At 40.1% G+C, this 13,754-nt stretch carries 9 protein-coding genes; 4 read left to right on the top strand and 5 right to left on the bottom strand.

What is annotated here, in order from left to right; all coding sequences use genetic code 11:
* Positions 1–80: 80 nt before the first annotated feature.
* Positions 81–1,256 (top strand): lipopolysaccharide assembly protein LapB, encoded by a 1,176-nt coding sequence (locus tag QZ576_RS02030; RefSeq protein ID WP_297093721.1) that lies wholly within the window; start codon positions 81–83, stop codon positions 1,254–1,256.
* Between the two features lie 501 nt (positions 1,257–1,757).
* On the opposite strand, the gene QZ576_RS02025 is transcribed toward QZ576_RS02030, so the two are convergent.
* Positions 1,758–3,926 carry a DUF349 domain-containing protein gene (locus tag QZ576_RS02025; protein WP_297093720.1) on the bottom strand — a complete coding sequence of 723 codons (2,169 nt, stop codon included), beginning with the start codon at positions 3,924–3,926 and terminating at the stop codon, positions 1,758–1,760.
* 412 nt (positions 3,927–4,338) lie between these two features.
* On the opposite strand from QZ576_RS02025, the gene QZ576_RS02020 reads away from it, so the two are divergent.
* A complete protein-coding gene (locus tag QZ576_RS02020) occupies positions 4,339–4,770 on the top strand; it encodes a hypothetical protein (RefSeq protein ID WP_367270437.1) in 432 nt (143 codons plus the stop codon).
* A 21-nt stretch (positions 4,771–4,791) separates the two neighbouring features.
* Here QZ576_RS02020 and QZ576_RS02015 read toward each other — a convergent pair whose 3' ends face one another.
* Positions 4,792–6,183, bottom strand: coding sequence for an aminopeptidase P family protein (locus tag QZ576_RS02015; RefSeq protein WP_297093719.1), 1,392 nt, complete (start codon positions 6,181–6,183; stop codon positions 4,792–4,794).
* Between the two features lie 297 nt (positions 6,184–6,480).
* Between QZ576_RS02015 and QZ576_RS02010 the strand changes: the two genes are divergently transcribed.
* On the top strand, positions 6,481–7,203 hold the full coding sequence (locus tag QZ576_RS02010; RefSeq protein ID WP_297093718.1) for an AAA family ATPase: 723 nt from the start codon (positions 6,481–6,483) through the stop codon (positions 7,201–7,203).
* Between the two features lie 66 nt (positions 7,204–7,269).
* On the opposite strand, the gene QZ576_RS02005 is transcribed toward QZ576_RS02010, so the two are convergent.
* The gene (locus QZ576_RS02005; protein WP_297093717.1) at positions 7,270–8,733 is read right to left on the bottom strand and encodes a family 16 glycoside hydrolase; all 1,464 of its coding nucleotides are present in this window, start codon (positions 8,731–8,733) and stop codon (positions 7,270–7,272) included.
* A 127-nt stretch (positions 8,734–8,860) separates the two neighbouring features.
* Entirely contained in the window at positions 8,861–10,417 is a 1,557-nt protein-coding gene (locus QZ576_RS02000; protein WP_297093716.1) for a M81 family metallopeptidase, read from the bottom strand.
* Between the two features lie 351 nt (positions 10,418–10,768).
* Between QZ576_RS02000 and QZ576_RS01995 the strand changes: the two genes are divergently transcribed.
* Complete coding sequence (locus QZ576_RS01995) at positions 10,769–12,010, top strand: radical SAM protein (RefSeq protein WP_297093715.1); 1,242 nt, start codon at positions 10,769–10,771, stop codon at positions 12,008–12,010.
* Between the two features lie 146 nt (positions 12,011–12,156).
* On the opposite strand, the gene QZ576_RS01990 is transcribed toward QZ576_RS01995, so the two are convergent.
* On the bottom strand, positions 12,157–13,491 hold the full coding sequence (locus QZ576_RS01990) for a nitrate/nitrite transporter (protein ID WP_297093781.1): 1,335 nt from the start codon (positions 13,489–13,491) through the stop codon (positions 12,157–12,159).
* Positions 13,492–13,754 lie beyond the last annotated feature (263 nt).

Below are 13,754 nucleotides of genomic sequence, written 5' to 3'. Positions count from 1 at the left end.
TAAAATTTGAAAAGATATATTTTTGTGGCCTGTAAGAGGGACTATTAATCGAAATTTTAAAATTTTAAATAAGTATAAAAATGAAAAAAACTATCATTCTTCTAGCCTTGGTTTTTTCTGTTTCTGCAGTATTTGCACAGAAAGGAAAAGTAACCAGTGCTCAGAACCTTAAAGACTCAGGAAAATTAGATAAAGCGTTGGAGGCCATTGCTGAAGCAACTGATCCTGCAAACGATAAAGCCGAAAAGTCTATTCCATGGCCAAAAACATGGGAAGTAAAAGGCGAAATTTATCAGGCAATTTTTGCAAGCCAGGACGAAAGTGTAAAAGCTTTAAGCGATGATCCGTTAACAGTAGCGTTAGAGTCGTACAAAAAAGCACTTGAGCTTGATGATAAAGACAAGTTCTCGAAAAGTGTAAAAATTAAGTTAACATTGTTAACTAACGACTTAACAAATCAAGCTGTTGAAGCATTCAACAACGACGATTACGAATTGGCATTGAAATCTTTTGAGCAAATCCTTGAGGTTCAAGATATTCCGGTTGTAAAAGAGGATAATCCTGGTGCAGTTGATACTGTAATTCTATTCAACTCAGGTTTGGCTGCTTACAATGCTCAGAATTACAATAAAGCTGTTCAGTACTACGGAGAAGCTGCTAAATACGGCTACAACGGTGCAAGAACTTATGCTTTAATTTCTGATTCGTACATTCAAATGCAAGACACTGTAAATGCGTTAAAAGCTGTTCAGGAAGGATTTGAGAAATATCCGGATGACAATAACGTATTGACAAGCATGATTGACTTGTACATGAAAATTGGTAAAAACGAAGAAGCATTGAAATACCTGGATATGGCGATTGAGCAAGATCCTAACAACGTTACTTATTATTTTGCCAAAGGTGCTTTGTACGAAAAATTTGGTGAAGAAGAAAATGCTGTAGCAGCATACGAAAAAGCTTCTGAAATTGATCCAACATTCTTTAATGCATATTACAACTTGGGCGCACTTTACTACAATAAAGGTGTAAAACAAATAGAAGTAGCTAACGCAGTTCCTGCTAACGAAAACGAAAAATACGAAGCTGAATTGAAAAAAGCTGACGTATGGTTTGAGAAAGCACTTCCATACATGGAAAAATGTCGTGAGATCAATCCAGAGGATGAAATGACATTGGAATCGTTAAAGAACTTGTACTACCGTATGAAGAATATGGACAAGTACAACGAGATTCTTGAAATCTTAGGACAATAAGATATTATAAGAAAGGAGGGAAATTCTCTCCTTTTTTTATATTCATATAAATAACATAATATCAACTATAAGACAAGTGTGTATATCGTTTATTTTGGAATACCTGGCATGTTACGTCCAATCCGTCAGCTGGCGGATGGTTTATATAAAATCAGTTATCGAGGTTTTAGTCCGATAACGGCAAAGATTTTATGTAAAAGTTTATAATAAGTCTTTCCAAATCATTTATCTCTTAAATGTAAGTCCGTAGTTCCGAATAAAATTTACTCTGTAGATACTTTAATTAATTCTGCTAATCATCCCAAATCTGCAATTAGAATAACCGTCACAGATTTATCTATAGAAATATCAAGTCTTAATATCCCGCCTCAAAATTTTAATATTCCGGACAATTACACACAAATTTATTTTTACGCGATTCTCAGCGACTTAAATTATTTGATGTATGGACATAAAAAAAGCCGGTAAAACCGGCTTTTCAATATTGTATAAGAATACTCTTTAGTCATTATCCATTTCGTCAATCACACGAATCTTGTCTTTCAGCAACTCAATCTTCTGCTTGGTCACTTCAATTTTCTTTTTCACATCTTCGATCAATGATTCCGCATTTTTCGATTTAGCAAAGAATCCAATGTTATTATCCAGCAGCACTAAGTCATTTTCCAGCTGCTTCATTTTGTTCATGTACTTATCGCGTTCCATGCGCATTTTATTTTGCCCACGCGACGATTCAGAGAACGACGACATTTTATTTCTGAATTTCAACAGATTTCGTTTTTCATCATCCAGGTTAAGATCGTCAAACAGTTTGTTGATTGCATCTCTGAACTGTACTTTAATTTCGTCTTTCTTTTTAAACGGAACATGGCCAATTTCTGTCCATCTGCGTTGGAAAGCTTTTAACGATTCCAAATTCTCGTCGGTGTCTTCAATCGGTTTAAAGTTTTTAACCTCTTTAATCAGGTCTTCTTTTAACTTCAGGTTGTCTACCTGCTCGGTATCGACATCAGAGAAATGCTCCGATTTTTTATCGAAGAAAAAGTCGCAAGCTGCACGGAAACGCTTCCATAAAACATCGGAATGTTTGCGTGGCACCGGACCAATTTCTTTCCATTTTTTCTGGATATTTATAAAGTCCTGCGTTGTTTTTTTCCAGTCTTCACTGTCTTTCAGCGATTCTGCCTGAACACACAGATCCGTTTTTAACTGCAGGTTATTCTGCTGTTCTTCTTTGTTTTTAGCGTAAAATGCACGCTTGGCATTAAAAAATGCATCGCAGGCCGTACGGAAACGCTCGTAAATTTTGTTGTTATCTTTTCTTGGTGCAAAACCAATTGTACGCCAAACTTTCTGTAATTCAATAAGTTGTTTCGATCTTTCGTCCCATTCTTTATGGTTTGCAATCTCATCCTTAATGATGTCCTCAGCTTTTTCGCACAGTGCAGTTTTGGCTTCCAGGTTTTTCTTTTGCTCCACTTTTCGATTCTCGAAAAACTCCTGGTGTTTTTTATTGATTTTGGTTGTAGCCGCTTTAAAACGCTCCCAAATATCGTCTTTCTGCTCACGCGGAACCGGCCCGATTTCGCGCCATTGTTCGTGGTATTTCTGAAGCGTATTAAATGCTTTCAGAATCGATGGCTCTTCAACCAGCAACTCTTCTGCCCTTTCGCAAAGTTTAATTTTTGCTTCCAGGTTCTTCTTCAGATCCAGGTCGCGCAGTTCGCGGTTGATCTTAATATAATCGTAGAAATTCTCAACGTGGAAGTGATACGTATCCCACAAATTTTTCATTTTTGATTGTGGAACCAAACCAATTTCACGCCATTCGCGTTGAAGATCACGAAATTCGTTAAAGGTTTTATTGATCGATTCTTCGTTATTGATCAGGCCTTTAATCTTTTCGATTACATCATATTTTTTCTGCAGATTTTCCTCTTTTTCTACCTCAAGCTGTTTGTTGTGCTCGATACGAATATGGCGGTATTTCTTTAGCAGATCTTTAATGTCTTTTTCATAAGGATCTTCTTCTGCTTTGAATTCCTCTTCAGCACCGCCATCAGCAATAAATTTCTTTTTATCTTCCTCGATGCTTTCGTTCAGATTCTTATAAAACACCGCTTTAATGGTGTCAATTTCTTCTTTTATGTTGATATCACTATCTCCTTCAAGTACGTCGCGAAGTGCATTAACAAGCTCTACCTGAGTATGTTTTGAATAATCGACCGGCTCTCGTTTTTCCGGTTTCTCTTCTTTTACAGGCTCAGCTTCTGCTTTACTTTCCGTTGTTTCCTGCTCTTGTTCTGCTGTTGTATCTTCCGATTCCTCTTGTGTCTCTTCTTCCTCTTTTTCTTCAGAAACAGTTTCCGAAACTTCAGATGAATCAGTTGTACTTTCTTCTTCTGATTTTGATTCGGGCTCCGACTCACTCTCCGGTTCTTCAGCTACTTCAGCTTTTGGCTCTTCTTTCGCAGTTTCTTCCACAGGTTCTACCGGCGGCTGTTCGGGTGTTTTTTCCTCAGTTGGTTCAACACTTTTTTCATCCTCAACAGTATTCGGTTCTTCCGATTTTGCAGCTTCTTCCGAAGTCGGTTTAACTTCAGAATTCTCAAGGTCAGTATTCTCCGCACGCTTTAACTCTTCCGAGTTTTTTAGATCTTTAGGTTCCATTTACATTATTTTTACATCGTATTTCAACGATTTTCATGATATCATTCACCTACGAAAATAGGGAAATCCCCATTAATACTCAATTAATCAGAGAAAATAATATTTTGTGAATTTTATAGCAATTGGTTTTCAATTGGTTAGCCACTACTTTTTTGCGCCTTTATAGAGCTAATATCTTCTGTACGAGCCTTTTTTAGTAGGATTTCAACTCTTCAGTTATCCTTTTATCCATAAAAAGCATTTCGAATACTTGAATCACTTAATTCGTTTAAGAATATGTTCTGAAATCATGTTTCTAAACATCGTTAAAAGCTTATCTATTAAGACATAAGACATTTTTATTGTGTGAGAATTATAGTAAATTACGTTTTTCAAATAGAAACAGACACCAACTTAAATCTAAAATAATGGGATAAGCATTTTATTCTTAAGCAACAGAAACTCGTGCAGAAGCCAAATGGCCGAAGCGATACTTCGAAACTATAACGATGACAATATCCGAATATACTCTGCTGGATTAGATCCTGTTGATCATGTAAGCTCAATTGCAATGGAAGTGATGGGCGAAGCAGGCATTAATCTGGAACAAAGTGTGCCTCATAGTTTTTCAGAATATGCCGACATGGATTTTGATTACCTGATAACTGTGGGCGAAGGAACTACTGAGGAGTTAAAGATTCCGAAAGTAAATTATAAAAGGAAGCTGCATTTGGGTTTTAAAAGTCCGTACAAAGGTGCCAAATCGCAGGAGGAAATTCGGGAAAGATGTTGTGCCGTGCGCGACGAGCTGTTATCGGAAATGGATTATTTCTACCACCGGATATTAAAAAAAAGGCATCCATAAATATGAATGCCTTTTCTCGTTTTATCCTTGTTGAACGATCTTTTCAACTTCATCCGGTTCAATCGGAACCCGCTCCCCTATTATTTCGCTACCTGTTTCGGTAACCAAAATATCATCCTCTAAGCGAATTCCGCCAAAATCGCGGTATTCATTTACTTTGTCAAAGTTTATAAAGTCTTTGTTTATGCCTTCGGCCTGCCATTTGTCAATCAATGCCGGAATAAAATAACAGCCCGGTTCGTTGGTGATTACAAATCCCGGTTTCAATCGTTTTCCCAAACGTAAAGCTGCTGTTCCAAACTGATCGGCCGGTCTGATTTCATCATCATAACCCACATAAATCTGCCCCAGATCTTCCATATCATGCACATCCAATCCCATCATGTGTCCCAATCCGTGCGGGAAGAACAATGCGTGAGCTCCGGCAGCAACTGCTTCTTTTACATCGCCTTTTATCAATCCTAATTCTTTTAATCCGCCGGCAATTACTTCCGCTGCAGCCAAATGAACAGATAAATAAGTAACACCGGGTTTGGTGAGTTCTGTTCCCTTATTATTGGCCGCCAAAACGATCTCGTAGATTTCACGTTGTTTGCTGGTGAATTCGCCACCTACCGGGGTAGTACGCGTAAAATCGGATGCATAATGAAGTAATGATTCTGCACCGGCATCGCATAACATTAAACGGCCTTTTTCAAGCGTTTGCGAATGATCGTGGTTGTGCAAAGTTTCGCCATTTTGCGAAAGGATGATCGGGAATGATGCCATTCCACCACCGGCAAATGAAATTCCTTCCATTGTTCCGGCAATTTTTTGCTCCCAGGTTCCGGGTTGCGCCATGCGCATTGCCGCTACGTGCATTTGATAGCCGGTTGCACAGGCTTTTTTAATTTCTTCCACCTCCTGAGCTTCCTTAATTTCACGAATGGAAATAATGGCTTTAATAAGCTCCAGCGAAGCATGATTTTGAACCGACAACGAAGAAATACCGGTTAATTTCTCCAGCAAAATCTTATTCTCACCACGGTATGCCGGAAGAAAATGAATTTTACGGTTCACATCCATCGCTTTTTTAACCACATCAAAAAGCTTTGCAAATGGCGCGGTTTTGGTAATTCCCACTTTGGCGGCATTATCTTTTAACGGAACCTGTGGTCCCATCCAAATGATGTCATCAATCTCAACATCATCTCCAAAAATGTATTCATCACCACTTTCAAAATCAATTACTCCGGCCAGCCCGGGAAAATCAAGACCAAAGAAATACAGGAAAGAACTATCCTGGCGAAAATGATAGGTATTATCCAGACAATTCATTGGTGATTCGCCGTTTCCAAGAATCAATCCAATACCTTTTAAGCCTTTGGATTTCAGTTTATTTCTACGATCGGTATAAGTATTTTTGTCAAACATATTGTGCAGTTTTATAAAAATTTCACGAAGATACTATTTCTAAAATTATTTAGAACGAATAAAAATTTAATAGAAGTAAAAGATACTTTTTCGGGTTCGGAATAGAACTGATACTTGTCACAACGCAAAATACCGTCTGGCAAACATTTCATTATCTGACAGTTAAAATGAGTGACAATTGAAATTCAAATTAATAAAGTTGTAAAACTCCATTTTGCTTTGCACTAAATTCACTGATAAAAACATAACATGTTTACCATAATTAGCGTAATCCAGAATACAACAAAGCTTAAGATTATGGGAAATTCATTGATGAACTATCTTAACAGCCGCCTAAAAGAGGAAAGACCTCACGAATTGGGCAGGATGAGTCATGCAGGACCGGTGATTACCATCTCGCGCGAAGTGGGCTGTAATGGTCTTGTTTTGGCAAAATTAATTGCCGAACGACTCAATAAAAAGCTCGCAAAAGGCTCGTGGAGCGTATTAAGTAAAGAGATATTTTATGAAAGCGCAAAAGAGCTTGATCTGGATCCGGAAATGGTGCGGCAAACCTTTAAAAAGACCGACCGCTATGTTTTTGAGGATATTTTAAAAGCCTTTCGTGAGAAGCGTTATAAAAGTGAAGAGACGATAATAAAAACGGTAAAAGAAGTGGTTCGCACACTGGCAGTTGATGGTTATTGTATTATTGTTGGACGTGCCAGCCATATTATTGCCAGCGACATTAAAAATGCGTTGCACATCCGTTTAACGGCTCCGCTGGGTTATCGGATCAACACGATTATGACGAATAACCGGCTGAACAGGAATGAAGCAGTTTCGTTTATCGAAAAGGTTGAAAAAGAGCGAGCGGCATTCCGCAAAGCATTAAAAGAAAGTAACCTGCATGAGGAATTTTTTGATCTTACAATAAACCGCGGATCATTTACTAACGAACAGGCGGTTGACCTCGTTGAATTTGCCGTTGAGAGTAAAGGTATTCTGCATGAATTCAGCCCCAGAATAGAGTTTCATTAAACAATAGATATTTCCCATAAAAAACGGGTAAGATCAATGTGGTCTTACCCGTTTTTCATTTTTGATTTATCCTGTAATTTTATCGGGTAAACCTTTAACGTTTACCGGTTTTTCAGCATCCGGTTTGGGTTCAAACATATCGTTTGGCGTTAATTCACACTCCTCTAACATTTGAAGGCAATATTCCAGCTCTCCAAGGTTTTTAGTGACATTATTCGTTCCGAAAGAGAACTTAATCCCTGCTTCTTTAGCCATTTTTATCATCTCGGCATTTGGTGTTTTATAACGGGCATTTATTTCCAATGCAATTCCGTTATCAGCCAGAACTTTTACTACACGTTCCATGCGCTCTTTTGTCCATAGTTGTTCGTATTCCGGCATCAATTCATCCGGCAATACTGTTGGATTTACGTATATATCAACTGGCTCTTGCGAGAAAATAGCTTCAATTTTTTCCACGAGGTCGTCCATAAACTGTTGCTTTTCGTCTACCCAAACTTCTTCCGGAATCCAGATACGGTTTCGGCGGCCTTTTTTATCCGTAAAAGTCATGGCATCGGTAAATACATAGTCGAATTTAGCCACAGCTTCCGGCGAAAACAGTGTCACCCACTCGCGGCCTTCAGCTTGCATTCCTTTATAAGTTGGGCTGCCTTTTACTTCTTCCATATATGCGTACAACGATTCATCGTCAGTAACCGGAAAATACAGGCCACAGTTGGGTGCAACTCCGTAATTTATTCCCAAACGTTGCGAATTCTCCACCAGATCATCAAGCGTTAAACCACCCTTTAAATGCACGTGATAATCCACCAACGGGAAACCGGCGTACATTAATTTGGTAACTTTTGTATCCCAATCCTTATCTACTTCTGCTGGTGTCGGTTCTGCTTCAGGAAGTGCTTTTACACGGATATTTCGGTAATAAGTTGTGCTCCCAGAATCATGAGCCTGCAAAGCAAATGTTCCGTGGCTTAATTTGGTGTTTTCGCCACCATTCCATCGCCACGGATTTTCAGGCTCGATATATTCGTTCACTTTAACATCGTTGACAAAAACCTTTACAACGTTTTCCACTACTTTAATGCGCATTGTAAACCACTCGTTATCTTCGGCCAGCGGATAATAAACGTTGCGCACATTGTAAATGCTTCCGGTTTTTCGGCGCTCAGGATATTCCACCGAACCGCGGTAGGAATTATTTACCTGTATTTCGTAACCTTTTGACGGCCAACCTTCTTCCTGATATTCGGTATGGATAAATACGCCCGAATTTGAATGTTCCTGCGCTTTTATTTCTGCTTCAAATTCAAAGTTTTTAAAATCACCGTTGTAAAACAGGTGCGAACGCTCTCCTGCACATTTTATCATACCATCTTCAACGCTAATACTTTCAGGGTTTTCGCCGGCTTTTTTCCAGCCATCCAGAGTTTCGCCATCAAATAGGGTTTGCCACTCTCCCACCGGAACTTTGGTTTGGCAAGCGGTAAAAAAGATTAAGATAATTACAGGGAAAAATAACTTTCTCATGGGTATTGGTTTAGATTATTATTGGTTCTTAAAACTAAAGAAAAAATCGTTAGCAGAATAGCGATTGACAATTAGTTTTAAAAATAAAGGCGCTTGCACCAAATGTTACAAACGCCTTTATTGATTTTTACTCATCAGCCAGTGGAATCAGCCGTGCCGAGAGATCCGGATCGGCCATGTCCTTATCCAAGGGGAACATCGGACGATGAATACGTTTGTAACCCAGTCGTTCCAAATCCTGATCAACACCACCCGGAGTTAGTGCCATTAACCAACCGGCTCGCATATTGTATAGCTCCGGAACCAGGTAACCAATTTTTACAACTACAATATCCGATTCGCGTGGATACAAACTCAAATCAGTAAAATCAGTTTCGTGGTGATAGGGTTTCCGCTTTTTGGTCACGATCACATCAACACTGCCCACATTAATTACCACTTCGGTTTCAGCATAACGATCGCCCTCTTTAATGGCTTCTACCCTGCCTGTTAATTCAATGGGGCCGCAATAACGGTCATCAACTTCGGCGCCAACCATACCGGTAACTGTTTCGCCAATACCGGCTTCAACAGCTTTGGCAACAAGATCCGGTCCGGGGATAGAGGCATATATTAGCGATGGTCCGTTTTTCTTTTTGAATTCTTTCCGTTGAAGGATTTCGTTCAATGTCCAGGTAACATCGCCGGCACCTCCAGCCGTTGGATTGTCGCCCATATCGCTGATGATAAATGGTTTTTCTTTGAAAGCAATTGCGCGGTCCAAACATTCGTCCAACGAAGCCACCGGAGCTACAAATTCAAACTGGTTGCGAACATCCCAAAAGGCTTGAGCCAGTTCTTCTGCTGATTTTGTTACAGCTTCTTCGTCGTCGCCGTAAGCCATAACCACCGCACGGTTGCGAGGCTCGTCGGCCCATGCGTAGCCAACCCATATCGCTGCATCAATAACGCCTTCGCGCGCTGCTGCCGGGGCAACTTTTGCATATAAGCTTTTTCCCGGTTCTATGCGGGTACTTGTCTTTTCGCCGGGCAATAAAATAGGAACCGGAATCCAGGCTTTATATTTTGGTTTGCCTAAACCGCTCTCCAAACGGTCGAGAAGATTAGTCAGGGCACGTTTCTTCGAATCGATAGCATCTTCGTGCGGAGCCATCCGATAACAAGTGATCATATCGCTGTAATGTGCCAGTCGTTCGCTTACATTTCCATGCAAATCCATCGATGTCGATATCAGCACATCGTCGCCTATTACTTTACGAATTCGTTCGAGAAAATCGCCTTCCGGATCATCCAAACCAACCACGCTCATTGCCCCGTGAATATCAAAAAACAAGCCATCGTAGGGCATATTTTCTTTTAACCGGTCCAACGTTTCACCAACCAATGTTTCGTATGCATCGCGGGTTACAATCCCTCCGGGCAGTGCATGACCACGCAAAGTTGGGAACCACTCTGCACGTTTACGCGTAGCTGCCGTATCGTCCATAAACGGATAATAGGTGAATATCTCATCTCCGCGACGTGCCTGAAACGCCTCAATGCCCGATTGTGCAGGCGAAAAGGTGCTCGATTCTATGGCCAATCCGGCAATGGCAACTCGCGGAAGTTTGTTTTCTTTTTTCTTCTTACATCCCACAGTAAAAACCATGGCGGCAATCAATAATCCGAAAAGAATTCGTCTCATATCTTTCTAAAATTTTTAAATAATCATACAATAAAACAAATTTATGCAGAAAAGTAGTAATGAAAATGCGATTATTCAGAATTTTTAGAAGACAGGTTTTTCGGGAAAATTAGAATTCTGCTTAATAATATTTTTTGTGGTTGACATTTCTATTTTGAATTTGTCTACTTTTACTGCATCTAATCAGGATAAATGAAAACAGACATCAAAATACAATCGAACAGAACGGTAAATCGCGACCGGAAAAAGATGCTCATGTTTTTATACATATTTTCCGAGCTATAAAATTTTCATTTCATATCGCCCCCATATTTTAATTCAATAACTATTTATTTGATCGTTCTTTTTGAAATGAAAACATACTATAACTGGCTGAATCAGCTGGTTAACAGCAATAAGTCTGCTTTTTCGGAGTGGACAAACCTGAGCTGGTTAAACAGTTATTCTGCCCATGAAGCGCAGGAGAAAAAAGTAACTTTACTGAAAAAAGCTGAAAATATTTTATTTAAAGGCACCAAGCCGTATTACAAACAAATATCAAACGGGTGCAAACTTTGCGGCCTTGGTCAGTGGAGCTGTTTGTTCATTACCGGAAAGTGTAACGCCTCGTGTTTTTACTGCCCCACATCGCAGCAGGAAGACCATTTGCCAACCACCCAAAACCTGAGTTTTGCCGATCCATCGGCATTTGCAGAATACGTGAATCATTTTCGGTTTAAAGGTGTGAGTTTTAGCGGCGGCGAACCGTTGCTGCAGTTCGATCGCACACTTGATTATCTAAAGCAGGTGCGACGGAAATGCAACCCGGAAACTTACGTTTGGATGTACACAAACGGAATTCTGGCCGAAACACAAAAGTTCAGGAAACTGGCCTCTGCAGGAATTAACGAGGTTCGTTTTGACATAGGTGCCACTGCATTTCGATTGGATAAAATTGCAGCGGCAAAAGGAATTGTTCCTGTAATAACCATCGAAATTCCGTCAGTACCCGAGGAGTTAGAGCGTTTAAAGAAAATGTTACCCGAAATGGTAAAAGCAGGCGTATCGAACCTGAACTTGCACCAGTTGCGCCTTACTCCACACAACGTAAAACAATTGTCGAAACACAATTACACCTACATTCATGCTGAGCAGCCTGTGGTTTTAGAGTCGGAACTGGCGGCATTGGAGTTAATTGCTTATGCTCATGACCATTCAATAGATATTGGTATAAATTACTGTTCTTTCCATTTTAAAAACCGTTTTCAAAAGGCAGGATTTCGCAACAAAGTAGCCACCGCATTGGCTGACGATGAAGATTTGCTCACGCAAAACGGCTATATCCGACGTTATGATGGTACAGGAATTGGCTACGATTCGATACGGATTTTTGATGTGAAACCCGATCGATTGGCGGTTCAGGAATTTCAGCTAAAGAGCAAAACCTACTATTATTCGCGCCAGGTGGTGATGAATACAGTAGCAATTGACACAGCCACGAAAGACAAAATTGACAGGTTGCTGGAGGCCGAACCTAATGAAATACCGAACGATCCGTTGCTGTTCAGAATTTGGCAACTGGAATATATTGAGCGAGGATTAAGGGAATACTAATGAATTGTTTTGATTCCCTAAAATTACCTTAATGAAGAATCGATGGTTATTTCCATAATTTCAAAAACTACTGTAGGTAAATACCCTTAACAGCTATCTATCAATAATTTGTCTTCAAAAGAAAGTTTGTGAGTTGCGGTAAATATTTAAGATTCAGCCATGTATTTATCCTGCGGATTATGCGCTTTAAAACTAAGAACAGCAATTACCATGATAATTCCGAGCAAGGCATAAATGGCATACGAATAACTTCCCAGATGCGAGTGCGACAAGCTAAATACGATTGGTCCTAAAGCGCTAAAGAAAACGATGATGGCCATTACAAAACCGGTGATTTTCCCCAGGTGGTTGCGGCCATAAAAACGAGGCCAGGTAACACTTAACAGCACGTTGTACATACCACTTGGAATACCGCTACCAATTATAAATGCGTAGTAATAAAATCCGGTATTTATATTGGCCAATGCGACTAAAGCCACTACCATTCCGGCCAGCATCAGGTAAAGCAGATACTGCAGTTTTATGCGGTCGCTAATCCATCCTCCAATAAAAGCCAGCACAACCGAAATCATCGATATGGGAATAAACACCGATAACGCGTGCTCTTTGTCGATTCCAGCCTCGCCAAAAACCGAAACCAGGTGGAATACATACCCCGTAATAAACATAGCATAAATGGCTGATGGCAATACAAACAACCAAAAAGTCAGTCCGCTGCGGGCCTCTTTAAGCGTGAATTGTTTAAACGGTTTTATAATGACATCATGTTCCTTGTTTCCGTGTTTCTCACCATCGGGAATTTGGTCACAGTCTTCAGGATTATCTCGGAAGAAAATAAAGACAAACAGGAAGAACCCAACACCGATTCCCATTGCCATAAGTAACCAGGCCCAGCGCCACGAAGTTCCTTCAATCAGCAGATCGAAACTTAGTGGAGCTATTGAAAATCCGAGCGACACAAATACCGAGGAAATACCGTTTACCAAGCCCCTGCGGGCAATAAACCACTTCATCAGCATATTACGCGAAACCATTGTAATTACACCTTGGCCAGAGAACCGCAGCATAAAAAAGAATACAATACACGTTGCCACTGCCACGCCTACAAAAATATTGGAATTCTGTGGAACAATGGCTTTTATAATCCGGTCGGACTGGCTGAATAACACCAGAACAAATCCCAGCGTTAACGCTGCAGCCATTCCAACCCAGCGTGCGCCATATTTATCGTAAAGCGTACCTGCATAGGTAAGAATAAACGAACTTCCGATGGTGCCAAACATATAAGCCGTACTGATCTGATCACGACTAATGCCAATGTTATCGATCAGGTAATCGGTAAACGTAGAAACACCAGTTGTTTGTCCGGGCGCACTGCACAACACACCAATGGTGGCGGCAAATAAAATCACCCAACCATAGAAGAACGGCACTTTTGATGGATTGAACGGGAAGTTGTTGTATTTCTGTTTGAGCTTCATCACTACAAAGCTACTTATTGATTAATAGCAATTCGTACAATATGGTATTTATTTTTGAATGGTAATGATTTGTTATTGGAGGCTGAGCGATTGAGGGACTGAAGGACTGAAGAATTGACAAACTGATAAATTGCAGAAGTGTATTTGTAAGATTTGTCTTTGGCCCCGGTGTTACTCTGTGACTTCTCCGTGAAACTCTGTGGTAAAATTAGAATTGCTAAACGGTCTCATGATGCCCTGCTCGTACCTTATAACTTGAGACA

Origin of the sequence: uncultured Draconibacterium sp. (assembly GCF_913060805.1) — a bacterium.
In the GTDB taxonomy this organism is placed as follows: domain Bacteria; phylum Bacteroidota; class Bacteroidia; order Bacteroidales; family Prolixibacteraceae; genus Draconibacterium.
The sequence above is the reverse complement of the archived record's forward strand: the minus strand, read 5'-3'. Positions and strand labels throughout refer to the sequence as shown.